At 37.2% G+C, this 25,692-nt stretch carries 24 protein-coding genes, 16 tRNA genes and 1 rRNA gene; 5 read left to right on the top strand and 36 right to left on the bottom strand.

The features are described 5' to 3' along the window. The first annotated feature begins 168 nt into the window (after positions 1-168). Positions 169-1,467 carry an NCS2 family permease gene (locus tag ACZLO7_RS04110; RefSeq protein WP_464938732.1) on the top strand — a complete coding sequence of 433 codons (1,299 nt, stop codon included), beginning with the start codon at positions 169-171 and terminating at the stop codon, positions 1,465-1,467. A gap of 46 nt (positions 1,468-1,513) precedes the next feature. Here the strand turns inward: ACZLO7_RS04110 and ACZLO7_RS04105 are convergent, their stop codons facing one another. The 3 genes from ACZLO7_RS04105 to queG form a co-directional block, all read right to left on the bottom strand. Beyond that, a complete protein-coding gene (locus ACZLO7_RS04105) occupies positions 1,514-1,693 on the bottom strand; it encodes a hypothetical protein (RefSeq protein ID WP_464938731.1) in 180 nt (59 codons plus the stop codon). 341 nt (positions 1,694-2,034) lie between these two features. After that, positions 2,035-2,508, bottom strand: coding sequence for a tRNA (uridine(34)/cytosine(34)/5-carboxymethylaminomethyluridine(34)-2'-O)-methyltransferase TrmL (gene trmL, locus ACZLO7_RS04100; RefSeq protein ID WP_464938730.1), 474 nt, complete (start codon positions 2,506-2,508; stop codon positions 2,035-2,037). Between the two features lie 13 nt (positions 2,509-2,521). After that, positions 2,522-3,658, bottom strand: a complete 1,137-nt coding sequence (gene queG, locus ACZLO7_RS04095; protein WP_464938729.1) for a tRNA epoxyqueuosine(34) reductase QueG — start codon at positions 3,656-3,658, stop codon at positions 2,522-2,524. A gap of 62 nt (positions 3,659-3,720) precedes the next feature. Here queG and ACZLO7_RS04090 point away from each other — a divergent pair, with 62 nt between their 5' ends. Further along, positions 3,721-4,410, top strand: a complete 690-nt coding sequence (locus tag ACZLO7_RS04090) for a B3/B4 domain-containing protein (protein WP_464938816.1) — start codon at positions 3,721-3,723, stop codon at positions 4,408-4,410. Positions 4,411-4,497: 87 nt separating this feature from the next. On the opposite strand, the gene ACZLO7_RS04085 is transcribed toward ACZLO7_RS04090, so the two are convergent. The 11 genes from ACZLO7_RS04085 to ACZLO7_RS04035 all read right to left on the bottom strand — a co-directional run bounded on the left by ACZLO7_RS04085 (position 4,498) and on the right by ACZLO7_RS04035 (position 15,926). Further along, positions 4,498-5,502, bottom strand: a complete 1,005-nt coding sequence (locus ACZLO7_RS04085) for an ABC transporter ATP-binding protein (protein WP_464938728.1) — start codon at positions 5,500-5,502, stop codon at positions 4,498-4,500. Further along, on the bottom strand, positions 5,499-6,428 hold the full coding sequence (locus ACZLO7_RS04080) for a C40 family peptidase (RefSeq protein ID WP_464938727.1): 930 nt from the start codon (positions 6,426-6,428) through the stop codon (positions 5,499-5,501). The genes ACZLO7_RS04085 and ACZLO7_RS04080 overlap by 4 nt, the downstream gene beginning before the upstream one ends. Beyond that, positions 6,429-7,517 (bottom strand): dipeptide epimerase, encoded by a 1,089-nt coding sequence (locus ACZLO7_RS04075; protein WP_464938726.1) that lies wholly within the window; start codon positions 7,515-7,517, stop codon positions 6,429-6,431. Between the two features lie 18 nt (positions 7,518-7,535). Further along, the gene (locus tag ACZLO7_RS04070; RefSeq protein WP_464938815.1) at positions 7,536-8,459 is read right to left on the bottom strand and encodes a S66 peptidase family protein; all 924 of its coding nucleotides are present in this window, start codon (positions 8,457-8,459) and stop codon (positions 7,536-7,538) included. Positions 8,460-8,559: 100 nt separating this feature from the next. Next, complete coding sequence (locus ACZLO7_RS04065; RefSeq protein WP_464938725.1) at positions 8,560-10,185, bottom strand: peptide ABC transporter substrate-binding protein; 1,626 nt, start codon at positions 10,183-10,185, stop codon at positions 8,560-8,562. A 61-nt stretch (positions 10,186-10,246) separates the two neighbouring features. Further along, on the bottom strand, positions 10,247-11,239 hold the full coding sequence (locus tag ACZLO7_RS04060; RefSeq protein ID WP_464938814.1) for an ABC transporter ATP-binding protein: 993 nt from the start codon (positions 11,237-11,239) through the stop codon (positions 10,247-10,249). Positions 11,240-11,310: 71 nt separating this feature from the next. Beyond that, positions 11,311-12,246, bottom strand: a complete 936-nt coding sequence (locus ACZLO7_RS04055) for an ABC transporter permease (RefSeq protein ID WP_464938724.1) — start codon at positions 12,244-12,246, stop codon at positions 11,311-11,313. Further along, on the bottom strand, positions 12,243-13,181 hold the full coding sequence (locus ACZLO7_RS04050; protein WP_464938723.1) for an ABC transporter permease: 939 nt from the start codon (positions 13,179-13,181) through the stop codon (positions 12,243-12,245). The genes ACZLO7_RS04055 and ACZLO7_RS04050 overlap by 4 nt, the downstream gene beginning before the upstream one ends. Before the next feature lie 23 nt (positions 13,182-13,204). Beyond that, positions 13,205-14,029 (bottom strand): D-aminopeptidase DppA, encoded by an 825-nt coding sequence (gene dppA / locus ACZLO7_RS04045; protein ID WP_464938722.1) that lies wholly within the window; start codon positions 14,027-14,029, stop codon positions 13,205-13,207. Between the two features lie 318 nt (positions 14,030-14,347). Then, a complete protein-coding gene (locus tag ACZLO7_RS04040; RefSeq protein WP_464938721.1) occupies positions 14,348-15,268 on the bottom strand; it encodes a S66 peptidase family protein in 921 nt (306 codons plus the stop codon). 190 nt (positions 15,269-15,458) lie between these two features. After that, positions 15,459-15,926: a hypothetical protein gene (locus ACZLO7_RS04035; RefSeq protein WP_464938720.1), complete on the bottom strand. Its 468-nt coding sequence runs from the start codon at positions 15,924-15,926 to the stop codon at positions 15,459-15,461. Between the two features lie 251 nt (positions 15,927-16,177). On the opposite strand from ACZLO7_RS04035, the gene ACZLO7_RS04030 reads away from it, so the two are divergent. Further along, positions 16,178-16,378 (top strand): LbetaH domain-containing protein, encoded by a 201-nt coding sequence (locus ACZLO7_RS04030; RefSeq protein ID WP_464938719.1) that lies wholly within the window; start codon positions 16,178-16,180, stop codon positions 16,376-16,378. Between the two features lie 364 nt (positions 16,379-16,742). Here the strand turns inward: ACZLO7_RS04030 and ACZLO7_RS04025 are convergent, their stop codons facing one another. The 3 genes from ACZLO7_RS04025 to ACZLO7_RS04015 form a co-directional block, all read right to left on the bottom strand. Further along, positions 16,743-17,783: a YheC/YheD family endospore coat-associated protein gene (locus ACZLO7_RS04025; RefSeq protein ID WP_464938718.1), complete on the bottom strand. Its 1,041-nt coding sequence runs from the start codon at positions 17,781-17,783 to the stop codon at positions 16,743-16,745. Positions 17,784-18,012: 229 nt separating this feature from the next. Next, a complete protein-coding gene (locus tag ACZLO7_RS04020; protein ID WP_464938717.1) occupies positions 18,013-18,444 on the bottom strand; it encodes a CotY/CotZ family spore coat protein in 432 nt (143 codons plus the stop codon). 16 nt (positions 18,445-18,460) lie between these two features. Further along, a complete protein-coding gene (locus tag ACZLO7_RS04015; RefSeq protein ID WP_464938716.1) occupies positions 18,461-19,678 on the bottom strand; it encodes an ATP-grasp domain-containing protein in 1,218 nt (405 codons plus the stop codon). Positions 19,679-20,457: 779 nt separating this feature from the next. Between ACZLO7_RS04015 and ACZLO7_RS04010 the strand changes: the two genes are divergently transcribed. Then, positions 20,458-20,784, top strand: coding sequence for a hypothetical protein (locus ACZLO7_RS04010; protein ID WP_464938715.1), 327 nt, complete (start codon positions 20,458-20,460; stop codon positions 20,782-20,784). Between the two features lie 26 nt (positions 20,785-20,810). Here ACZLO7_RS04010 and ACZLO7_RS04005 read toward each other — a convergent pair. Continuing rightward, positions 20,811-21,934 (bottom strand): IS3 family transposase gene (locus tag ACZLO7_RS04005; protein WP_464941456.1). Its coding sequence is split into 2 segments (ribosomal slippage): positions 20,811-21,655 and positions 21,655-21,934, totalling 1,125 coding nucleotides; the frame shifts between segments, so codons are not numbered across the junction. Between the two features lie 111 nt (positions 21,935-22,045). After that, positions 22,046-22,312: a condensation domain-containing protein gene (locus ACZLO7_RS04000; RefSeq protein ID WP_464941436.1), complete on the bottom strand. Its 267-nt coding sequence runs from the start codon at positions 22,310-22,312 to the stop codon at positions 22,046-22,048. Positions 22,313-22,626: 314 nt separating this feature from the next. On the opposite strand from ACZLO7_RS04000, the gene ACZLO7_RS03995 reads away from it, so the two are divergent. After that, complete coding sequence (locus tag ACZLO7_RS03995; protein WP_464941437.1) at positions 22,627-23,448, top strand: DUF2785 domain-containing protein; 822 nt, start codon at positions 22,627-22,629, stop codon at positions 23,446-23,448. Between the two features lie 546 nt (positions 23,449-23,994). On the opposite strand, the gene ACZLO7_RS03990 is transcribed toward ACZLO7_RS03995, so the two are convergent. The 17 genes from ACZLO7_RS03990 to rrf form a co-directional block, all read right to left on the bottom strand. Beyond that, positions 23,995-24,076 (bottom strand) — tRNA-Leu (locus tag ACZLO7_RS03990). Between the two features lie 42 nt (positions 24,077-24,118). Further along, positions 24,119-24,192: transfer RNA gene (locus ACZLO7_RS03985), tRNA-Cys, on the bottom strand. A 12-nt stretch (positions 24,193-24,204) separates the two neighbouring features. Beyond that, positions 24,205-24,279: transfer RNA gene (locus ACZLO7_RS03980), tRNA-Gly, on the bottom strand. Positions 24,280-24,287: 8 nt separating this feature from the next. After that, positions 24,288-24,359 (bottom strand) — tRNA-Gln (locus ACZLO7_RS03975). Between the two features lie 6 nt (positions 24,360-24,365). Next, a tRNA-His gene (locus ACZLO7_RS03970) sits at positions 24,366-24,441 on the bottom strand. Positions 24,442-24,488: 47 nt separating this feature from the next. Beyond that, positions 24,489-24,564 (bottom strand) — tRNA-His (locus tag ACZLO7_RS03965). A 16-nt stretch (positions 24,565-24,580) separates the two neighbouring features. Continuing rightward, a tRNA-Trp gene (locus tag ACZLO7_RS03960) sits at positions 24,581-24,654 on the bottom strand. Between the two features lie 12 nt (positions 24,655-24,666). Next, positions 24,667-24,750 (bottom strand) — tRNA-Tyr (locus tag ACZLO7_RS03955). A gap of 9 nt (positions 24,751-24,759) precedes the next feature. Then, positions 24,760-24,835, bottom strand: a tRNA-Thr gene (locus ACZLO7_RS03950). Positions 24,836-24,842: 7 nt separating this feature from the next. Continuing rightward, positions 24,843-24,918 (bottom strand) — tRNA-Phe (locus tag ACZLO7_RS03945). Between the two features lie 29 nt (positions 24,919-24,947). Further along, positions 24,948-25,024 (bottom strand) — tRNA-Asp (locus tag ACZLO7_RS03940). A gap of 3 nt (positions 25,025-25,027) precedes the next feature. Then, a tRNA-Met gene (locus ACZLO7_RS03935) sits at positions 25,028-25,104 on the bottom strand. A 22-nt stretch (positions 25,105-25,126) separates the two neighbouring features. Continuing rightward, positions 25,127-25,202: transfer RNA gene (locus ACZLO7_RS03930), tRNA-Val, on the bottom strand. A 15-nt stretch (positions 25,203-25,217) separates the two neighbouring features. Next, a tRNA-Glu gene (locus tag ACZLO7_RS03925) sits at positions 25,218-25,292 on the bottom strand. Positions 25,293-25,314: 22 nt separating this feature from the next. Continuing rightward, positions 25,315-25,406 (bottom strand) — tRNA-Ser (locus ACZLO7_RS03920). 5 nt (positions 25,407-25,411) lie between these two features. Continuing rightward, a tRNA-Asn gene (locus ACZLO7_RS03915) sits at positions 25,412-25,486 on the bottom strand. Between the two features lie 11 nt (positions 25,487-25,497). Then, positions 25,498-25,613 (bottom strand): 5S ribosomal RNA (rrf, locus tag ACZLO7_RS03910). Positions 25,614-25,692 lie beyond the last annotated feature (79 nt).

Genomic DNA, 25,692 nt, shown 5'->3' with positions numbered 1-25,692 from the left:
TTATTATACAAATATAATCAAATTATTTCGAGAATAACGACTTTGAGGAAAATAATTGATTTTTCGAATAGGGGAAATTATTAAAATTGCGTCTGATTTCTCCAATAAGAACGAATATAGTACTTCGTGTCACAAAAATTGTTCACCACCAAGAGAGAGGGTATTAGGATGTTTCGTTTAAAGGAAAATGGAACGAATGTTAAGACTGAACTAATAGCAGGCATGACTACATTCTTTACAATGATATACATCGTTGTTGTGAATCCAAGTATGTTGTCTGCATCTGGGGTTCCACTTGATCAAGTTTTCATAGCGACAATTATTGCTATCGTTATAGGAACTTTATGGATGTCTCTTTTTGCGAATTATCCACTCGTTATCGGGCCAAGTATTGGGTTAAATGCATATTTTACTTATTCAATCGTCGTATCATCAGAAGGCAACATTGATTATTTAACCGGTTTTGCTGCTGTTTTTGTATCAGGTATTATTTTCGTTCTTCTATCACTAACACCACTACGTGAAAAACTAATTTTAGCAATACCTGAAAATTTAAAACGTGCAATTGCTGCCGGTATTGGTTTATTTATTGCTTTCCTAGGCTTGCGTATGGGGAATATTATTGTCGATAGTGAAAGTAACTTAGTGATGCTAGGTGATTTAACTTCCCCCGGTGTGCTACTAACATTATTCGGATTATTTGTTACTGTAATTTTAATGGTACGGAATGTCAGTGGTGCCCTATTTATCGGTATGTTTATTACTGGCATTGTTGCAACTTTAACAAATCAATTGCATATTGAAAAAGTGGTTGCAGTTCCTCATCTTCCTGAAGGCATATTAGTCTGGAATCCGATTGAAGCAATCGGCCAGGTTATTTCTTATGGATTATACGGCGTAGTCTTTTCGTTCATTTTAGTTACACTATTTGATACGACTGGTACTATGATTGGGGTTGCGAAACAAGCTGGTTTAATGAAAGATGGTAAATTACCACGCGCACGTAAAGCATTGTTAGCTGACTCAGTTGCTACAACTTTTGGTGCTATGTTCGGGACAAGTCCAACTACAGCATTTATTGAATCTTCTGCCGGGGTTGCTGCTGGTGGCCGTACAGGTTTAACGAGTTTAACTGTCGCTATTCTATTCGTCGCTGCTTCCTTCTTTGGACCATTAGTTAGTGCTATATCAGGGGTTTCTGCGATTACTTCACCCATATTAATTATCGTTGGTACGTTGATGATTGGTTCTATTAAAGAAATTGAATGGGAGAAATTCGAAGAGGCTTTTCCTGCATTTTTAATTATTTTAATCATGCCACTTACTTCAAGTATCGCGACAGGAATTGCCTTCGGATTTATCTCTTACCCTATTTTAAAAATAGCGAAAGGCGAGGCAAAAAAAGTACACCCTTTGCTTTATGTATTTGCTATTTTGTTTGCATTCCAATTAACTTTCTTAGCTTAATCATGCACAAAAATACCCACTGCAGGGGTGCTGCAGTGGGCGTTTTTTAATCCTCACGTTGATGAATTAGTGGTGCTTTATCTGACTGTACCGGATCTTGTATGCGACCAGCACGTTCAAGTTCCTCACCATCACGCATTCTATCCATTTGCTTGCCTAATTGTTTAAGCTCCTCCATTGAAGTTGCCATTGAGCCATTTACTGGTTGCTTTTCATGCTTATCCATATTATCCGCTCCTTTAACAAAAATGCATTACTTAGGAATTATTAGCACCTTTTATTCATCCTATGCAATTAGTAAGAACAATACTAATAATAAAGAACGATTTCTGCCATAATTTTATAACTTGGGAATATTTCATTTTAATACAAAGTAGGCTATACTTGATAAAGAACTTTTTATAAACATGAGGAGGGTACTTCCATGAAATTAATTTTAATTCTTGGTGTTTGTGTAGCATTCTTAACTGCAATTTTCACTGCAGGTTATGAAGACAAACAAGGAACTTCTGAAAAATAATCCATTATATAAAAAGAGGACAACCTACTTCATAGGCTGTCCTCTTTTTATTTTAAGCCTGGGAAATTTTGTTGGCGTAGTGCTTCAAAAATTAAAATAGCTGCAGTATTTGAAAGATTTAACGAGCGTATATTATCACTTTGTGGAATACGCAAGCATCGATCCTGTTGTCCCTCTATTAACTCCATTGGGATTCCTGTCGTTTCCTTCCCAAAAATAAAGAAAATCTCTTCATCTTGGTTACTAAAGTTAAAATCTGAATAGGCTTTATCACCATATGTTTCAATATAATAAAATGATCCACCATCATTTTTTTCGAAAAATTCTTCCGCTGAATCATAATACGTAATATCGACACTATGCCAATAATCTAATCCAGCTCTTTTCAACATTTTATCATCCGTTGAAAATCCCAAAGGACGGATTAAATGTAAGCTTGTATTCGTACCAGCACAAGTTCTGGCGATATTACCAGTGTTGGCCGGTATTTCTGGTTGATATAAAACGATATGCAAAGACACTTTGACACTTCCTTTATTTTTCTGCTAAAAAGGCTAATCCTTTTTCTATTTCTATTATAACCTCAGGATCTTGTTCTTTTTGTAGTGCTGTTTGTAAAATTTGTTCTGCTTCTACTACACCTATTTTACCAATAGCCCATGCAGCTGTTCCACGGATTACTGGACGTTCATCATTCTGTAAAACTTCGATTAGTTTGGGCATGGCTGACTCTTCTTTGAAATGAGCGAGTGCAATTATAGCATTACGCTGAATTGGTTTCTTTCCTCTCCATGAGCCAGATATATAGCCGAATTTTGCCTTAAACTCCTTATTTGAAATTGTTAATAATGGCTCTAGTAGAGGTTTCGCAATTTCAGGATCTGGTTTAAAGGCATCGTGTAGCCAATTGATTTTGCCTTTGTTTTTTGGACAAACCGTTTGACAAGTATCACAACCATAAATTCGATTACCGATTTTCGTTCGAAATTCATCAGGCAAAAACCCTTTTGTCTGTGTCAAAAACGCTACACAGCGGCTTGAGTTTAATTGGCCTCCTTGTACGATAGCACCTGTCGGACAAACATCGATACAAAGTGTACAATCCCCACATTGGTCAGTCATTGGTTCATCAGGTGCGAAAGGAATATTCGTAATCATTTCTCCTAAATAAACGTAAGATCCAAATTCAGGGGTAATGATTGAACAGTTTTTTGCACTCCAACCAATGCCCGCTCGTTCAGCTACAGCACGGTCAGACAACTCTCCTGTATCGACCATCGAACGCATTTTAGCGTGCGGGATTTTCTCCTGTAAAAATGCTTCAAGTAATGCTAATTTTTCGCGTAGCACTGTATGATAATCCATTCCCCAAGATGCTCGACAGAAAACACCTCTGCGCTCACCACGTTTACCTTTAGGTGCATTTTCCATTCGTGAAGGATAAGCAATCGCGATGGCAATAATACTTTGTGCTTCTTCTAGCAAAAGGGTTGGTTCAGTGCGTTTTTCAATATCAGATTCTTCAAAGCCAGATTGGAAGTTGAGCTCTTGCTGGCGACGCAATAAGTTCTTTAACTCCAAAAATGGTGTAGCGGATGTAAAACCAATTTTATCTATGCCAATGGTTTTTGCGTACTCAATCAGCTCTTCTTGCAAGTCGTTGACAATCACTTGGTTCTACTCCTCTCTATATGTTACACTTGTGAAAATACAAGATTTAGGTGATGTTCATGATAAAAGTTGCATTAGATTCTACTTTATTAAACAAAGTACCAGACTTTAAAATCGGCATTATCCATTATACCAAAATTGTCGTGTCTGAATCTCCTCAAATGATTAAGGGACGTACTCAGTTATATCAAGAGAACTTATTTCTAGAATTACAGGATAAACCTGTAATTGAGCGTGTTGGTATTTCTGAATGGCGTAAGCTTTGGAAATCACTTGGTGCAGATCCAAACCGCTATCGTCACTCAGCTGAAAGTTTGATGCGTCGTATTGCCAAGCAAAACTACATAACGCCATTTCATTCGGCAGTAGACTTAAATAATTTCTTTTCATTACAATACGAAATGCCAGTTGGTATTTATGATATTAACAATTTAGATGGTGACATAACAGTATCACTTGGTAATGAGGAAACGGAATATGAAGGGTTAAATGGCCGCCTCAACTCGCTAAATAATATTATTGTCACTTCAGATACAAAAGGACCATTTGGTAGCCCCTTTGTCGATTCAAAACGGACAGCTGTAACAGAGAATACGACCGAAGCGCTTCACGTATTCTATTTACGTCCTTCTTTATCTCCTGAAGAGAGCACTGAATTATTAGCAGCTGCAGGCAAAATGTTCACGCAAGTGCATGGTGGCGACTTCACGACTGGTCTACTATTTAAAGATCAACAATCGCTTGAAATTTAACGGGGTTCTATATCGGGTACTTTTACATTTTGCCGTTACGAAAAAACACGCTTCTCCATTAAGGAGAGCGCGTTTTTTATATGCTCTTTAGTGGGCAAATGTCTCAACCTGCTCCATCGCAAGCACTTCTTCATCATATAAATGGCAAGCTACATAATGCCCTTCGCTTTTTTCTAGCCATTTTGGTTGTAGTTGGGAACAAACTTCCTGCGCCTTTGGACAGCGGGTGTGGAAAACACATCCTGTTGGTGGATTAATCGGGCTTGGTAATTCTCCTTCAAGAATAATACGTTCTCTTTTCTCCTCAATATCCGGATCTGGTATCGGAATAGCTGATAATAAAGCTTGTGTATATGGATGAAGAGGCTCATGATAAAGTTGTTTACTTGTCGTCAGTTCTACCATTTGCCCTAAATACATAACGCCAATTCGTTTTGAAATATATTTTACCATTGATAAATCATGTGCGATAAATAAATACGTTAAACCTTTTTCCTTTTGGAGCTTCTGCAACAGCTTTACTACAGATGCTTGAACAGATACATCTAAAGCTGAAATCGGCTCATCGGCAATTATAAACTTCGGCTCAAGCGCAAGGGCCCTGGCAATTCCTATTCTTTGACGCTGGCCACCTGAAAATTCATGAGGATAGCGATTTGCATGATCTCGGTTCAAACCAACATCCTCTAATAATTCATATACTCTTTCTTTTAGCTCTTCTTTCGATTTATTTAAATGATGAATTTCTATTGGCTCTGCAATAATTTCAAAAACAGTAGAGCGCGGATTTAATGACGCATATGGATCTTGGAAAATCATTTGCATCTTTTTCAAGAAGCTGTTGCGCTCCTTCTCAGTCATTGAATGGACATCTTGATCTTCGAATAACACTTTACCATCTGTACGATTATACAAACCTAAAATTGTCCTGCCTGCTGTAGATTTGCCACATCCCGACTCGCCAACTAATCCAAACGTTTCACCTTCCATCACGTCAAAGCTTATCCCATTCACCGCTTTTAATGTTGCACCTTGTCCTAGATCAAAATGTTTTTTTAGTTGTTGTACGGATAATATTGTCTTCTCTGTCATGCTGTTTTCACTCCCGGTCCATAGCGTCTAACTGCACATATTTCTTCCTCGAATATTGTGCCTGCAAGTTTTATCAGTTCAACTGTTTTACCTGTTTGTGGCGAATGAAGCATTTGGCCCTCACCGTAGTAAAGACCTACATGCCTCACAGATTTTGTACCCTTTTCATCTGCAAAGAATAATAAATCTCCGACTTGCCATTCCTCTTCATTGTTCTTTGTTATAGCCATCCCATATGTAGCTTGATCTCCCGCGTCTCGCGGAATTCGTATGCCGCAAGCCTTGGCCATATTATAAGTAAAGCCGGAGCAGTCATAACCATACGATGACATACCTCCCCAAATATAAGGTAAGTCCAAATAATTCAATCCAAACTGCACAGCCTTATCCATCGCCTGAACAATGTCGCCGGTATATTTTACTGCACTCAATTTTAATACTCTTCCTCTTCCTATTGGTGTATCAACAATATAATACTGTCCTTTCTCGTCTAATACAGGCAATACCGTATTAAAAGATAAAACGATTTGTGGTATACCATCTTCTGACCATAATTGTGTTTTATCTACATTCACAATGATGTTTTCCATTGAATCTGAAAGTTGTTGCTTAGTTAGTTGCACTAAAGGAACCCAGCCAGGATAACCTCTTTCATCCTTATGAGTAGGTTGCAAAATGGCAATAACTTTCGCCCATTCTCCGTGAATCTCCTCTACTATTACAGGTTCTCCAAATAACAATTGCGTTTGAATTCTATTGCTATCACATAAATCTAATCGTTCTTTATAAGGGAGTGCTTCTAACCATTTTACGAGCTGTACAGGGTTTGTAATAGCCGGTTGATCAATATCACGAACTAATTCTGGCTTCGTCCAAACCGAGGCTACTGCTACAGAGCAATGCCAAATATTATGTAATGCTGCCATCTAGTTTTCCCCCTTAAATACTTCCTCAATGCCTAGCCCACTACGTTCTGAGAAACAAATCTTTCTTTCTTTATATGTAATGCCTCCCTTGATTGTTTCAAATTTCAACATTAGAGGAGCATCAAAGTCGTAATATTGTATATTTGGCTGACTTGCTGCAAAATGGGCTGCAGCAGTAATACCAATTTTGGTTTCTATCATACTCCCTGTCATACATTGCACTCCACAGCTTTCGGCTAGTGCATTGATTTTCAAGGCTTGATAAATTCCTCCTGCTTTCATCAACTTAATATTGATTAAATCTGCTGCACGCATCTCTAAAATAAATTTTGCATCATGCACCGAAAAGACACTCTCGTCAGCCATAATTGGTGTTAATGTATGATCCGTTACAAATTTCAAACCATGTACATCATGTGCTAATACGGGTTGTTCAATCAATTCTATTTCTAGACCTAGATCTTCCATTTTAGAAATGGCATACACAGCTTCCTTTGCATTCCAACCTTGATTGGCATCTAGTCGAAGTTTTGTTGTATAACCAATTTCATCTCGAATTGCTTTTATCCGAGCGATATCTTCAGAAATTTCTCCAATACCGACCTTTACTTTCAATACATGAAATCCATTAGCAATATATTTTGCTGCATCGGCTGACATTTCTTCTGGAGAATTTACGCTTACTGTATAATCCGTTTCTATCGCCTTTTTATGCCCACCCAAAAACTGATAAAGTGGGAGTTCTGCTCGTTGTGCAATCAAATCATACAATGCCATATCTATTGCTGCTTTTGCACTTGTATTACCCACTATTGCGGTATGCAACTTTTGAAAAACTTGCTCATAAAAGCGGAGATCTTGCCCACTTAATAATGGTGCAAATACTTTTTCAACAGCATATTGAATACTTCCTAATGTTTCACCTGTTATCACATGTGTTGGAGGCGCTTCTCCCCAACCTACTCGCCCATCCTCTACTGTTACACGTACATAAATGGACTCTGCGACTATTACCGTACGTAATGCTGTTTTAAATGGCTTTTGTAAAGGTACAGCAACTTTAAATGCTTCTATGGATTGGATGATCATGACTTGTCACTCCTTAATTTATTGGACCCCTGGTAAAATGGTCAATGTTTTATCATTAGCATTTAGAATAGCCTCTGCTCCTAAAGGTATTGCGAAATGGGGCTCACAATGTCCAATTTTAAACCCCTTTACTACTGGCACATTTAAGGCGCCTAAATAATGAGTTAACACTTCCTCTAGCGTCAATGATACTTTGCGCTTTTTCGGTTCTGTATTACTAAAATCGCCTACAATGAAACCTGCTGCATCTTGTAATTTGCCCGCTTGTCGTAGTTGGTTTAGCATACAATCTATTCTATAAGGCTCTTCATCTACATCCTCAATTAATAGAATTTTCCCTCTCGTATCGACATCAAATTCTGTTCCAAGTCCATTGGATAAGAGACTTAAGTTACCTCCTGTGATTTCTCCTTTTGTTACTCCCGCAACCATTGTCTCCAAGGGTGAGTAATCCTCTGTATACTGTAACTCCATTGGTTGGAAAAGTTGTTTAAACATTTGACCTGACTTTTCACGGAATGTTGGCCTCCCAACATCAGAAGCTAGCATTGGTCCATGAAAGGTGATGAAATTAGAGTACTTTCCTATCGCTGTATGTAGAAATGTAATATCTGAATAACCCCAAAAGATTTTAGGATTATTAGCAAGGAGCTGAAAATCAATTTTATCTGTAAAACGTGCTGAGCCGTATCCACCACCAGCGCAAATGATACCTGCAATTGTAGGATCTGCAAACATTGTATGTAAATCATTTAGTCGTTCTTCATCAGTACCTGCTAAATAGCCCTCTATATTCTCCACGGATAGACCAAATTTATAATGCAATCCAAGCTCTTCAAGAAACGCTAGTGAATGTTGTAAACTTTCAAGGTTTGGCGGACTTGATGGAGCTACAATCCCAATCGTGTCACCCTTTTGAAGTCTCATAGGTCTATTTTTCATCATCGTTTCCTCCCTTTCTAAAATAAATCAAAGAACGTGGCATAGACATTCCCTCATTTATTGAAGAAAGTGCAGTGCCTATAAAAGGCACCGCTTCTTTTTAGTTTTTATCTGCCCACTTCAGTTCCGTATAACCAACTGGGTGACGGACAATACCTGATACATTAGGTTTCTCTAATGAAACTTGATTATAGAAGTATAATGGTACAATTGGTGCTTCATCAATTAGCACACGCTCAGACTCTTGTAATGCTTCCCAGCGTTTTGTTGCATCTGTTTCTTGTTTAGCCGTTTTAATCAAGCTATCAAATTTTTTGTTTGACCATGCTGTACGGTTCATTGGAGAACCTGTAATAAAACTTTCAAGTGCATTGATTGGATCTGCATAATCATATAAGAATGATGAACGAGATGTTTGATGCTTCAATTCTTTTTGTTCAGCTAAGAATACACTAGCTTCTACGTTCTGAAGTTTTGCATCTACACCTAATGCCTCTTTAATTTGGCTCTGTAAGGCTACAGCGATATTTTGATGTTCTGGGCTTGTTGAATAAGTTAATGTCACTTTCGGAAGCTTAGACCAACCTTCTTCTTTCATACCTTCTTTTAACAATTTCTTTGCTTCTTCTTTATCTAAAGAAACTAAATCTCCAACTGATTCGCGGAATTCTTTACCATCTGGACCTTTGAAGCCATATGTTACGAAACCATGTGCTGGTTTCTCACCATTTTTTGTTACATATTGCACGATATTTTCTTGGTCTATTGCTTTAGCAAAAGCTTGGCGTATTTTTTTATTTGTAAATGGCTTTTTCTCTACATTAAATCGATAGAAGTATATGCCTGCTTGATCTTCTACATGTAATTCTTTATCATCCTTTAACTGTTCTGCTAGTTCAGCAGGAACGCCTGATACATCTAGCTCATTTGATTTGTACATTTGATATTCAGTATTCGTATCATTCACCATTGCCCAATCGACTTTATCAAGCTTTACAGAGTCTTTATCCCAATACTGATCATTCTTTTTGAAGACAAATTTCACATCATGCTCCCATTCTGATAAATTGAATGGCCCATTACCGACGAATGAATCTGCTTCTGCAAACCATTTCGGATTTTCCTTCGCAACTTTCTCATTCACAGGAAAGAAACTAGGATTTGTAATGATGCTCAAGAACGCATCAGTCGGTGCATTCAATTTCACTTCAAATGTCTTAGCATCTGTTGCTTTGATTGCTACTTCCTCTGCCTTACCTTTACCAGTGTTATAAGCTTCAGCGCCATCAATTGAATAAGCTAAGAATGCTGCTGGTGAAGCCGTTTCTGGATTAAGCATATGTAGCCATCCAAAAACAAAATCTCCTGCCGTTACTGCATCACCATTTGACCATTTAGCACCATCTCGAATTGTAAAAGTATAAGTTAATCCATCATCAGAAACAGCAATTTTGTCAGCTGTTGCTTCTACAGGTTGATCTTTGTCATTAAAGCGAACTAAACCTTCCATCAAGTTATTTAATGCATTCCAAGATACTGCATTAAAACCAACAGATGGATCAAAAGAAGTTGGTTCACTACCATTATTTAAGTAAAGAACTTTTTCTTTAGCATCTCCCTCACCCTTTCCGGACGATGGTTCTTTGCCTGCGTCTTTACTTGCCGTACAAGCGGATAAAACAATTGCAAATACTGCTACAAATAAAACTGTTAACCACTTTTTCATGAATAATCCCCCTTTAACTCTTTTGTGAAATATACTAAGCACAATGTGCCTCTCACCATTTTCAGTTAAATAATCCTTTTGCACGTTCATCTTGTAACCAACAATCTACCTTATGCTTCTCAGATAGAGATGTTGCAACTGGATATACATGACTACATACTTCCATCGCATAAGGACATCTCGCTGTAAAAGCACAGCCATCTGGTGGAGCAAATAAATCTGGTGGTGTGCCTTCAATTGGCTCTAATTCTTCCTCTACTAAATCTAGTCGAGGTACAGAATTCAACAGTCCCTTTGTGTAAGGATGTGTGGGTTCATAAAAGATTTCTCGCTTCGTACCTATTTCAATAATCTTACCTGCATACATAACTGCAATCCGATCAGCTATTTTAGCAACTACTCCCAGGTCATGTGTGATTAAGATAATGGAGACGCCTGTTTTCTTTTGAATTTCATCAAACAGTTCTAAAATTTGAGCTTGAATCGTAACATCCAGTGCAGTTGTTGGCTCATCCGCAATTAATAAGGCTGGTTCACATATTAAAGCGATTGCTATAACAATCCTTTGTCGCATACCACCGGAAAACTGATGAGGATACTGTTTTAAACGTTCACTAGGATTTGATATTCCTACAAGTAGTAGCATTTCAATAGCCTTAGTTTTAGCTTCTGCCTTACTTATCTTATGATGCGTACGTAGTCCCTCAGTCAACTGTTCTCCAATTGTCATCGTTGGGTTTAATGCCGTCATTGGATCCTGGAAAATCATCGACACATCGAGACCTTGAATTTTACGAAGGTCTGACTTCTTATAAGAAGTCAAATCTTTTCCTTTAAAGATTACTTTACCGTTTGTAATTTTCCCTGGAGGTTGTGGGATTAATCCCATAATTGCATTTGATGTAACACTTTTACCGCAACCAGATTCCCCTACAATGGCAAGTGTCTCACCTTTATGCAAATCGAATGTAACGCCCCTTACAGCTTGAACTACACCTCCAAATGTAGTAAATGCCACCTGTAGATTTTCCACTTGTAAGATTTTCTCACTCATCTTCTCTTTTTCTTCGACTGTAGATTGCCCCGTAAATTTGTTGTCTATCGCTTGTTCACGTACCATCCCACTCACCCCCTTAGTTTTGGATCAAGCGCATCTTGTAGTCCATCTCCAAGAACATTAAATGCAAACATCGTTAAGGAAATAAATAGTGCTGGGAAGAATAAGCGCCACCAATCTCCCGATAAGATAACCGGTAAAGCATCATTTGCCATAACACCCCAGCTAGCAAATGGTGCTTGAATTCCTAAGCCTAAAAAGCTTAAAAAGGCTTCAGCAAAAATTGCACTTGGTACTGTCAGGGTCATCTGTACAATAATAGTACCCATTGTATTTGGTAACAGATTTTTTCGTATGATGCGTGAAGTCTTAGCCCCAAAAGACTTAGATGCTGTTACAAATTCATAATTCTTGATTTGCAATACTTGACCACGAACAATTCGTGCCATACCAACCCATCCTGTAATTGTTAAGGCAACGATAATTGTCGTTAAGCTAGGTCCCATTACGACCATTAACAAAATAACTACAAGTAAATGAGGTAGACCATATAAAACTTCAATGATTCGCATCATGATTAAATCAGTTTTGCCACCCTTATAACCACTAAAACCTCCATAAATAATACCTATAAAGAAATCTATAAATGCAGCCATCAAACCCACAAATAGAGAAATTCTAGCACCGTACCAAGTTCTCGTAAAAACATCTCGCCCCGCTTCGTCCGTTCCAAACCAATAAGTCATAGAAGGTGCTTTGTTTTGATTTGGATAATCCGTTGCAGTTACTGAATAAGGCGATAATATAGGGACAAATATAGCCATCAAAGCAAGAAATATTAAAAAAAATAGCCCTAACATTGCTAGCTTATTCTTTCTTAACTTACGCCAACCATCTGCCCAATAAGATAATGATGGCCTAACTACCATTTCAGCTTTTTCCAAGTTCTTCGATTTAGATTTAAACCACTCGTCTTTTATTTCAACGTCTTTTATATTGGTCATGATGATTCACCTTCTTTTTTGTGCAATTTAATACGTGGATCTAAAATGCCATATACAATATCGACTAGGAATAACATGAATACTAAAAATGCACTATAGAAAACAGTAGCGCCCATTATAACGGGATAGTCACGATTATTAATACTTTCAACGAAGTATTTTCCCATACCTGGAATTGCGAAAATACGTTCAATTACGAACGTACCGGTTAAAATACCCGCTAGCATCGTCCCCATAATTGTTACAATCGGCATCATTGCATTTCGGAGTGCATGCCGAATAATAATTCTAGACGGCTTCAAACCTTTCGCTTTCGCCATCTTTATATAATCCTGAGTAAGTATTTCTAACATGCTAGAGCGAGTGAGCCTGGCAATAATCGCCATTGGCCCTGTTGCTAATGCTAAAGTTGGCAAAATCATATGTAGTGGACTCTGCCAAGTTGCTGCTGGTAACCACCCCAATTCACCGGCAAAAATTTGAATGAGTAATGTTGCTAAAATAAAGTTAGGGACTGAAATACCTACAACTGCAAAAGTCATCGCTAGATAATCAATTATCCCGTTATGCCGGAGTGCTGCTAATGTGCCTAATGCTACACCTGATAAAACGGCCACTAGTATTGTCACAATCCCTAGCTCAAACGAAATAGGAAACCCCCTTGCGAGTAAACTATTAACTGAGTCATTTGGTTTCTTAATCGAAGGGCCAAAATCAAATGTTACAATTGCCTTCAAATAATTCATATATTGCACCGGCAATGGCTCATCTAGCTTATAGTATTTTTCAAGATTTTCTTGAATTGTAGGATTTGAAGTACGATCATTATCGAATGGCGAGCCGGGAACTGCATGCATTAAAAAAAACGTTAATGTTGCAATAAGCAATACTGTTACAATCATCATGAAGAAGCGCTTTATAATATATTGAATCATTCAAACCCTCCCTCTCTTCTTTATTAGCAATATCGCGTTTGATAAGCCAACTCCGCCATTACGAGCATTGCTCTATATGCTTCTAAAATATCTCTTGCCTTAAACTCCACCATTGTTGTACCTTCAATAATTCTCGTTCCTGGCATTAATGCAGCCCATTCGGCTTGCCCGTAATTTGTAAATTCAATACGTAAAGTCGGTGTAGCTGGTGGTACAAGTGGTTTAATCGAATCCTTTTTCGCAATCGCCTCAGCCGTTTTTTCAGCTAATAACGCACGTGCTTTTTTAGGATGTAATGTCTTCACGGCCGATCTCGAAATTGATTCTTTTACCGTTGCAGTTACAACACCAGGAATAAGTGCTTCAATCTCGCGACATGCACAATCATCACCTGCTAGGAAAATAACTGGAACTCCAAAATAGCCAGCCACATATGAATTAAAACCAATTTCACCGATTTCCACATCATCAATGAACATTGTTCGAATACTAAATGTCATTGAATGGCTCATTACCCCAGGTTGCCCCGCCCTCGCATGATAACCAGCGAACATAACGCCATCAAATGTTTCATCTACGTTTTGAACCATTGAGAGAGGCTTTAAATCTCCCGTGATCAAATCTGCATCCTCATGTAAATCCTCGACCAATAAATTATTCATTTTGGAATGGCTGTCGTTTACTAACACTTCCTTAGCCCCGCTTTTAAAAGCAGCACTTATTATTGCATTAGCCTCATCTGTCATAATCTTCCTAGAGTGTTCATAATTATTTTCTGATTGAGATACAAACGTATAATCCGGTAACCCCGTAATTCCTTCCATGTCTACTGATAAAAAATACTTCACAATACCACCCCTATTATTTTTATAATATTCTGATAATATTATAAAAATACATTAGCAGAAATTTACTTTAATATCAATTATTTATAAATTAATACATTTACTTTTTAATTACCGAGATATACTACTAGATATAAAAAAACTCACCTCGTAGAGAGATGAGTTTCATAGTAAAAGTTTTGTAGTTTTAAGCCAATTTTATTAAAAGAAGCTATTGTATTTTAAAATAATGTCTGGAGAATTATGATAAATAGTATTGAGTATTGTACCTTCAGCTAATATCTAATTTTAAAAATTTTTATTGAATACTACAGTAAGGCATTATTGAACACCAGGTAAAATAGCCAAACGCTTACGATCTGCATCTAAAATAGCATCCACGCCTAATGGAATAGCTACATTTGGTTCGCAATGTCCTATTTTAAAACCGCTCACAACGGGTTTGCCTAGATTACCAAAATAATGATCAAATACTTCATCTAGTGTAAGTGACTCTACATACTCTTTTGGCTCTGCGTTTGTAAACTCTCCAATAATAACACCTGCTACTTCATCTAGTTTGCGTGACAGCTTTAACTGATTGAGAAGACCATCAATTTGAACTGGCTCTAAACCAATATCCTCAATAAGCAAAATCTTACCTTTAGTATCGATTTCATACTTGGTCCCAATACTGCTGACAATTAGCGATAAATTACCCCCTGCAAGTTCTCCTCTTACAGCACCGCCTGACACGGTTGTAAGCTTGGAGATATCTTCTTCATAATGAATCTCAGCAGGTTCAAATAATTGCTTAAACATATGTTTAGAACGTTCAGTAACATCTTCCCTACCTATACTAGATAAAGTTGGACCATGGAAAGTTACAATATCTGAATACAAACCAAAAGCGGTATGTAAATACGTAATATCTGAGAAGCCCCAGAAAATTTTAGGATTCTCCTCTAGTAATTGATAATCGATGCGTTCTGCAATACGTGCAGCACCATAGCCACCACTAGCACAGAAAATCGCTGCAATGCTAGGATCTTTAATCATATCGTGTAAATCCGATAAACGCTCCTCATCTGTTCCTGCTAAATAACCATTCTTCATTTGTACAGAGTTGCCAATAACATATTTCAAGCCAAGCTCCTCCAAAAAAGCAAATGACTTTGTTAACGTTTCTATATTTGGTGGACTAGCAGGTGCAATAATTCCAACTGTATCTCCGACTTGCAATCTCTTTGGACGTATTTTCATATCTAAAAACTCCTAGTCATATATTCTCTTTCTTATTTCTACTTTAACAAACTATATGTAAGAAAAGCGAATAAAGGTGCATTCTTTGATATTCTTATTCATAATGTATCTTAAGTCAGCTGTGAGTACAGTTTAAAATAGGTTTCCTCATGAAACTTTAATTACATTGTAAATTATTAGAACTGAACCTCTACCACCAATAATCAATCCTTTTTACTGGAATCTGATGAAAAATAGCTTCCAATTGTTTTAAACTTGTATTTTCTTCTAGAACCAGTTTAAATTCTTTTCCATCAACTAATTTTAAAGTTAAAGTACCACTGTTACCATGTATGGTATGCAGTGATTGCAATTCGTTGATGGTCACTTCTGCGAGATCATCGAAACTGATAATACGGTTTCCTTTTCTAATTAAAAATTCTCTTGATGATAAAATTGCATCTGATGCTTGTTCCCGTTTTTTCCCTCTTGGTACAATGCACCAACGTCTGAGACTACTAAAAACTAATTCCAATATAATTGAATTCCCTCCCAATTGCTGCATACCATATAGTTGTCGCCCTATTTGTCCAAACCATAGCTCTTTCTGTTTAATATACACTTTATAATAGCGATCTCTAGCGAAAGAATTACCTTTTATTGCATAAAAAAAATTCATGTTGTCACTCCAAATAGTATTGTTAGATCTATTATATACTCATCTTTTATAGAATAAATCTTGACTTTAATTTATTACTAACTAAAAAATAAAAAAACTATATGCTCCAATTTTTATGAACTAATACGGTGGCCGGGGGCGAAAACCGACGCTCCCGAAAGAATACAATTTTGAGTATTCATCAAAATAGGAGTTCCTATTGTTATATATACCTTAATGCTTGATGCGTGCTTTATGTTGAAGATAATGTCATGTTTGGTCCTACCTTGACACTCACAAAATATGGTTGTCCAATCACACCAACGCTTCGAAATAATCGCTCACATTTACAATTCAACTCAGATATTCATATTGGGGAAAGTTTTTGGTTTGATGCTGGGGTCATAGTAATGCCAGGTGTGACAATTGGAGATAATTCGGTTAATGGTGCGGGAAGTATCGTGACAAAATGATACTTCGGCAAACGTGATGGAGTAGGAAACCCTTGTAAAGTGCTTCGTGAAATTAGAGAGTGATAAGGTGTGCTATTTTAAAAATCCGAAAATAGATTTTGAATTTTAAGGTGCAAATGTTTAATGTCCGTCAGTACAAAGGGAGCAATCTTTATTTTGCTCCCTTTTATTTCTTCAAGTAATCTACCCTTTTTATTGAACAAGAAAAAAGAGCGGTCTACGCAGCTCATTGATCTTCGAGTATAGCCTCCGCTAGTTCAATAACAATTTTTTTAATTAACCTAATATTGTATACAGTCCAGATAAAATCTCTTTTTAAAATTAGCCTTCTCAAATAGTAAAGGCAGTTACATTTCTCTAAACCTCAATTCGAAGACAAGTTCTTGTTATTAAGGGCTAAATATTTGGCGTAATGAATCGTATTTCTTGCTACGTCTAATTCACTATTAAATATTATTGGGATTCCAGGCCGCCAATTTACTTCAAATAACCACAGCCTCTGGTTCTCATCGATTCCAACGTCGATTCCTAATTCATCGAGTGGGGAATCATCGTATAATGAATCAAAATGGTTAGAAAAGCTTAATGAAAAATACTCAAGTGATCTTTTGACATTGAACCAGTCATCATTAAACTCTTTTTGTAAAAAATTATCAAGATAAGCAGTGTAACCGCCACTACCTAAATTAGATGTAATACTGCCCAATGGTCCTATACGGGGATATATTGATGTTATGACCCATTTGCCTTCTCCATTTTTTTGTACATGCAAACGGAAGTCGGATACATGGCCTGATTTTATCTGACATGAAATAAACCTTTGAACTATATATTCTTGTTCCTGAATTCTAAGTAACACCAAGTCAAACAACTCTTTTTTCGTATAAATTGAGATTTTGCCTGCGTCATTAATTTTGAATTCATCATCTTCTTTTTCAATGAAAAGGATGCCCTCACCTTGGTGGCCAGAAATAGGTTTCATAATGATTTTTGGATATTGATTAATCATGTTCAGTAAATCTTCGAAATTAGTTAGCTCGATTGTTGGAATCAGGTATTGTTTAAAATCCTTACCTTCCTTAATCCTTTTATAGACACTCAATTTATCTCCGATTGAATGACTAGTAAAAGTAATTCTCTCAGATAAATAGTCGAAGGTTTGCTCTGCTTTTTCACCTAAGGGATAACTTGCATTATAAATGACATCTGGAAATGGATATTCCTTGTCAATCCACACACCATTTTCATAATATTTCCCGATAATTTTCTGGTTTTCAATATCAACTTTTCCAGGTGTAAAGTAAAAAAACTCCACACCTTCAGCTTTAGCCACAACAGAATAGGCATAGGCCTTCTTTACGTTCTCGGGTTCTGCCCTATGATGCAGCATTCCAATTAAGATCATATTTTTCCACCTCTCCTTATAAAAGATGACATTCTAAGAAAACCATTAGAGAAGGCTATCCAGTACTCCCCTTTTTATGAACACCTAGATTCTATATAATTAATGTACAATGACTAAGATACGTGCATAATATATCCAAAAGCCTAGCAGTCCAACTTCCCATCAAGTTTGAGATGCTTAGTAAAACCGATGAACCAACGATTCGAAAATGCTAATCCGTCTTTTGTTCCTAACACTTTTGTTCAACAATGATACTTTGACGATCTATTAATTTAGGACTGATACACTGAATACCGGAAAATTCTTGTATGGATACAGTCACTTTAATATTCGTTTTTTCTAATCGATAAAGATTGTATACAGTATCTAAACAATTTCCTTCTATATCAATTGGACGTAATAATGATAGGGAGACATTCGAGTCAATTAAATCCTCAATACGGAAAAAACAAGTTCTAAATAGGGATTGTGAGGTCGTGGTAGTACCAAAGGTAAAATAAGGTTCAGAAGTTGCAGCGGAATATAAAATAAATGGGATGGTTTCCTGAAGTATACCTTGAAAGATTGGTAATTGCGCCTTGTTCTGGGTTTCATAAATCATTTTCAAAGTAGATTTCAGATTACAAACGGACTCGTATTCCTCATGTCGGCCATCTATCATTTTTTATCCACTCCAATTAAATAGGTTCAATATAAAAACGGATTTCTTTTGCTGCTTCCTTAGCAGTCCTGATTGCTTCTTCTTTATTTTCTGAAGATGCCAACACATATCCATAGCGATCGCCCATGGATAAAGGCGGATGTAATACCTTCCCTTTTTTAGGCTTAATAAATACTTCCTCTACCCCATCTATCCGAGAACAGCGATTTTTTCCTGTCACCTTTATTAAAGTACCCGTAGATTCACTTGTTAAATATTGTGCATATACAAATCTTTTGTATTTTTTTTCGAGATTAGGCTCTTGCCCCAAAAAAATCTTTATGGTTTCTTCAACTAAATTAATTCCATAGGCCGTTTCAATTATTCGATTCATTGCTCCCCCTGATATCCGAGGGTTTATTTCAATTAGTTTCCATTCATCATTAATTAATCGCATTTCTAAATGGCAAGATCCATTATTCAAATTAAACCGTCCCAGTACCAAACAAACGGTTTCATAGATTTTATTGTAAAGGACTATGTCCATATCTCCCAACAAACAATAACCAGTAACAATAAAACGATCTGAAAACGTTATTTCCTGTTCAAGAACTGCAATAATATGAACTTTTCCTTTGTAAACACATGCTTCAATCAAATATTGAGGCCCCTCTAAATATTCCTCAATTAATACCTCTCTGTTCCCTTTTTTTAATAACGTATTAATGGATTGTTCTAATTGCTTGTCATCTTTGACAAATAACACATCTTTAGAACCAGTTGAAATAGGGGTTTTTACAATGAGAGGAAATAACCCTTTTTGGTTATTGATAAAGTCTTCTAAGGAATCATCTTTATCAAACTTTGCAAAATAGGGGGATACAGGAAGATTTTTTAAAAGTTCACGTGTTGAAAGCTTATCTTCCATTTTTTCTAAAGGTTCAGGGGATACAGCAGTCAAACCTAATTCTTTTGACAGTTTTGCAGCTACATGGACATAAGGATCAATAAAGCTCAATATAGCTTCTATTTTTTTTCCTTGTGCTTGTATTGCTCTTATATTTTCTTTTAACATATCGTGGTTCCCCAATTCAGTAAGAACCATTTGGTGAACTTCAGGGAAATCGAGTCTGTTTACAAGGAACCTTTTCCTATCGGTTAATAGTATAGTAAAAAAACCTAGCTTTTCAGCAGCCTTTATTGCTTCCCTACTTGAACCAGATTTATTACTACCTATAAAAATAATTGTTTTCATAAATTAGTTTATCAACCTTTCTGGTGCCTATGTTGGCATTTTTAGTCTGTGAAAATAGTTTATTCAATGGCGACTTGATTTGTTTAGGTCAACTTAACTATTAATTAATAATATATAATTGAGATAATTTAATTTAAACTCTACTTTTTCAAAGCGAAATCGGCAAATAACCCTTCCGTATGTCCTAATATCGTCATTATGATAAAGGTATCTATACCTGCTGCTACCATGCGTCTTGCCAAAGTAGCCTAAATATATGTGGGCTAACTCGCTTTAGTTCCTGCTAGGCTAGCGTATTTCGTAAAACGATATTGAATGGTATTTACTCGTATCTAAATCTCCTCTCCCAAAATACTGTAGCAGAACCCATAGAACTTTTAGCGATTTTGGCACAAACATAGGGGAAATATTTATTACTTTCTCTCAATACGTCTGGATCTAAACGATTTGTTTTAATTAATCTAATAATTTTTTGATATGATACACTATATAGATTTGCTATATCTTGATATATCATTTTATTTTTAGATAGTCAAAGTTCTAACAAAACTATTCACCTCAACAATTGTCTTTTGCAAAATAAAAGTACATATTGGCTATGGCAAACTGAAAATTGTGATGTGATTTATTCAGAACATTTTACAGGTACAATTAAAAGAACATACGGAATTTCAAAAGGTATTTGGAGTGGTTAAACACGGGGATACATTTCAAGAAGGTAAAGCAATATAATGATATAATGAGATTATTTTAATAAGGGCTTTGAGGAGTTTGAAACGATGAAACGATTTCTAAATATAAAATTCAATTTAAGAATGAAAATGATTCTGCTTATTAGCTTATTGATTATTAGTATTTGGATAATCTTCTCAGTATTCCTAGAGCGTTTTATATCGGATATGGCGGAGGATCAAATCGGCAAAAGAGCATTGAGTCTTGCCCATAGTGTAGCAAATATACCAGAAATTAAGGAAGCATTTGCATTGGAGGATCCTTCTTCAGTAATCCAGGGCATCGTTCAACCGATTCAGCAGGAGTCAGGCGCAGAATTTATTGTTGTTGGAAATAAGGAAGGAATAAGATACTCTCATACCAATCCAGACTGAACTGTCAACACTAAACTAGACAACTATTATAAGGTCTGTTGTTTAAATTCAACGGGCGTTTTATAGTCCAAAGTTTGATGAATTCGAATATTGTTAAACCAATTCACATAGTCTCGAAGTTCAAGTTCAAGTTGTTCAAGAGAAGTAAAAGAGCGTTGGTAAATAAATTCCGTTTTGAAGCTCCTAAATGTTCTTTCAGCCACGGCATTGTCATAAGGACATCCTTTTGTACTTAACGAACGTGTCATTCCAAAAGCTTCAACAGCTTCTGAAATCAGGTGATTATCAAATTCTTTCCCACGATCACTATGAAACATTTGTACATTTGTTAAGTTTCCTTTAATCCGACTTAAAGCTTGGTAAACAAGAACGGCGTTCTTATGTGAACCAGCACTATATCCGACCAGTTCACGATTAAATAAGTCGACAAATAGACAGACGTAGTGCCATTTATTAAGAACACGAACGTACGTTAAATCACTAACTAGGACGGCAAGTTCTTGTTCTTGCTGAAATTCACGGGCAAGCACATTTCCAATAGGTGCTTCATTACATGTTTCCTTATAAGGTTTAAATTGCGCTACTGTATAGTTTGAGGTAAGACCTAGTTGCTTCATGATACGACCAATCCGACGTCGAGAAACGATTTTCTCTTGCTTCTCAAGTTCCTTCTTAATTTTACGTGTACCGTAATTACTACGGCTTGCTTTGAAGATAGTCAAAATACACTCCGTTAACTCGATTTCATCGGCTGCTTTTTGTTCATCTTCACGTAAACTTGCGTAGTAATAATATGTACTACGTGGAATTTCAAGGACGTCGCACATTGCTGATACCGAATATTTGTGAGTGTTGTTTCGAATCACATCTATTTTCGTCCCATGATCAGCGCGGCTTGCTTTAAAATATCATTCTCCATCCGTAAACGTTGAAGTTCTTTACGCATTTCTATCAGTTCGTTTTCTTCAGGCGAACGATTATCTTTTGCTTTAAAGGAACCGGTATTTTGATGCTTTTTAATCCAACTATCTAGAGCCGAAGGCGTTAAGTCGTATTCACGTACAATATCTGCACGTGATTTTCCGTTCTCATAAAGCTGCACCATTTGTAATTTAAATTCAGCAGTAAACGTTCGGCGTTTTTGTCTCATCGGATAGCACGCTCCTTTTTGATTGTTAGAGTAAGTGTACTAGCCCTTATTTTATTTGTCTAACTTAGAGTAACCTGTCCACTCCACTTGTATACTCTGCATTGGGACTAATCATAATCCAAGTACATGTTGCTCTCTGCTAATTCTTGCTGACCATTTATTAATAGAACGCAAACCATCATAAGTGCTAATCAAGTGATGCCATACTCTTTCAATCTCTTTATCAGTTATATCTCCTTTAATTTTTAGGACAACCTGTTCCATGTATTCGCTCGATTTAGGATCCATCTGATATTTAAAGTGTAGTCCTTGCTGTGTAGGTGACAACGATAATATTTCCTGAATATTTTCTTTTCTTAATATTTTATTATTTATCAAGTAAACAATCCTTTTATTTTGTAGTGAATTTCAGTTAGATCGACTGTAATTATTGCTTCAGTAGATGTTCTTCACGCCCAAAATTTAAATTCCATAGTTATTGCGCTTTGGATTAATTTGATTTAATATACAAATTATGACTATCTAACTATTAACTTACAAGGAAAATCATGAAAATTATTATGCTATTGCGGATTGTCTCTGATCCTATCTGTACCTTATAGTAAGGGAAGAAGGGTACGGGAAGAAGCCGTATAGTCAGTAGAAACCCTTGAAAAAGTTAGTTCAGAAAATTTCTAGTAGGAGCGTGTAAAATGAATTTAAAAGAAAAGTTGATATTAATAAAAGAAAATGGGTACCAAGCACCCCCCGATACATTCCAGTTGATACTAGAAATGATAAATAACATCGGTTCTTTGGATGCCCAACTACGTGATGAGCTAATTTATACAACCTTATCACATTGGATTCCTGATAATTCTCTAACAGCAAACGAACTAGAACAACTTCTACCGGTTGTTTTGGATAAAAACCATTTGCTTTTTAAGCTTGGTGAAACAAATACAGACTCTGTCTTCACTCGATCTTTCTCCATGCTAGTCATACCGCTCTTCTTCATAAGGCATAGAGAATCACCATTTCTCTCAAGAGAGCAAATTCATCAGATAAAAGAGAAAGTATTTTACAATGTACAAGAAGAACGAGATTACCGTGGGTATGACGAAGAAAAAGGCTGGGCTCATGCTATAGCCCATGCAGCAGATGCTTTAGAAGATTTGGCTCAATGTTCCGAACTGGATAAAAATGACCTCTTAACTATCCTCGATTTGGTTTACGAAAAGATGACCATAACAGATCGAATTTACTCCGATGGGGAAGATGAGAGAATGGTAAAATCCATAATTAGTGTTTTAAATAGAAAAATACTTAGTCAGACTTATGTAGAGCAATGGATTCAAAGTTTTGGTGATGTGGAGAAAAATTCAGAATTTCTCCCTGCCTTTAAGCAAAAAAATAATATAAAGAACTTTTTGAAAAGTTTATACTTTCGAGTTAAATTTTACAAAGTGGATGCCGTTCTCTGCTCGACTATCGAGCAGACATTATATAAAGTAGAAAAAGTATACTATTCCTAATTAAAAAAATTGAGGGGAAAGCACCCGCACTTGTCCGTCTCCACTTCAAATGTGGTAACAGGCAAATAATAGCCCTCAGGGGACATTTTCACTTCACACTTTTCAGAGAAAATTTGATTTGCGGGGATTCAGATGGATCTCCGTTCTACATGGCAAAACAGACTATTCAACTAATTGTTTTACCATATTTTAGTATTAATTCACCTATTACTTTGAAGTTTCTTATTGAACTAACCTGCCTCGTTAGCTTAAGTACACTGTTTCACAAACTCACATCAAGACTAACATAAAATCCTATTTTTAATTTAGAAGTGTTATTCAATTAAATGGCCCGATTGTTGAACAAAGCGTTAGTGAAGTGTACTAAACATTGAACTTCTTGATTTTCAACAGCTTCTTTCATATTTACCATGATACTACCATCTCCCTTTAAATAGAAACGATAACAGTTTAAAAATATTTTATATCAACTATAATGTTCTTTCTACAAATTTTCTACAAAAAAAAGAAACCCCTGATATATCAAGGGTTTCAAGTTACTTTAGATACCGGTGGTCGGGGTCGAACCGACACTCTCGAAAGAACACGATTTTGAGTCGTGCGCGTCTGCCAATTCCGCCACACCGGCATAATATTATTATATGCAATATGTAGATATTTTAAAAATAATTGGAGGCGGCAACCGGATTTGAACCGGTGGTAGAGGTGTTGCAGACCTGTGCCTTACCACTTGGCTATGCCGCCGTAAATAAAAAATGGAGCGGAAGACGAGGTTCGAACTCGCGACCCCCACCTTGGCAAGGTGGTGTTCTACCACTGAACTACTTCCGCAAATTTAACTGGGGTACCTGGATTCGAACCAGGGCATGACGGAATCAAAATCCGTTGCCTTACCGCTTGGCTATACCCCAATAATATGGGGCGACTGATGGGAATCGAACCCACGAATGCCTGAACCACAATCAGGTGCGTTAACCACTTCGCCACAACCGCCATAATATTATTATTATATTTCAATCATTTTATTGTCAAAAATTAAATGGGGCGACTGATGGGAATCGAACCCACGAATGCCTGAACCACAATCAGGTGCGTTAACCACTTCGCCACAACCGCCATTATAAAATTAAATTGGCAGGGGCAGTAGGAATCGAACCCACATCAAAGGTTTTGGAGACCTCTATTCTACCGTTAAACTATGCCCCTAAAATAAAAAAATGGTGGAGGGGGACGGATTCGAACCGCCGAACCCGAAGGAGCGGATTTACAGTCCGCCGCGTTTAGCCTCTTCGCTACCCCTCCAGAAAAACATGGTGCCGGCGAAAGGAGTCGAACCCTCGACCTACTGATTACAAGTCAGTTGCTCTACCAACTGAGCTACACCGGCATTATTATGGTGGGTCAGGACGGAATCGAACCGCCGACACTTAGAGCTTCAATCTAATGCTCTACCAACTGAGCTACTGACCCATAATAATTTAATATTCTTTTTTAAAAAATGGCGGTCCGGACGGGACTCGAACCCGCGACCTCCTGCGTGACAGGCAGGCATTCTAACCAACTGAACTACCGGACCATTTGGTTGCGGGGACAGGATTTGAACCTGTGACCTTCGGGTTATGAGCCCGACGAGCTACCGAACTGCTCCACCCCGCGATAATGGTATTATTAATTTAAATGGTGGAGGATGACGGGATCGAACCGCCGACCCCCTGCTTGTAAGGCAGGTGCTCTCCCAGCTGAGCTAATCCTCCGTATAATGTTATAAATGGTGACCCCTACGGGATTCGAACCCGTGTTACCGCCGTGAAAGGGCGGTGTCTTAACCGCTTGACCAAGGGGCCATTTAATAAATGAGAATGTGTATGGCGGAGAGCAAGGGATTTGAACCCTTGAGACAAGGTTACTCGCCTACACGGTTTCCAACCGTGCTCCTTCGGCCACTCGGACAGCTCTCCAAAAATGGCTCCGAAGGTAGGACTCGAACCTACGACCGTCCGGTTAACAGCCGGATGCTCTACCACTGAGCTACTTCGGAATAATATGATCGCCTAGCAACGTCCTACTCTCACAGGGGGAGACCCCCAACTACCATCGGCGCTAAAGAGCTTAACTTCTGTGTTCGACATGGGAACAGGTGTGACCTCTTTGCCATCGCCACTAGACTATTGTATTACCTAAGGACAAGAATAATTATATCATCTTTTTTAAATTTTAGCAAGTGTTTTTTGCTATTTTAGAAAA

It is taken from the genome of Viridibacillus sp. d25.2 (assembly GCF_055456015.2).
Note: the sequence above shows the minus strand (reverse complement) of the source record. Positions and strands in the feature narration are given on the sequence as shown.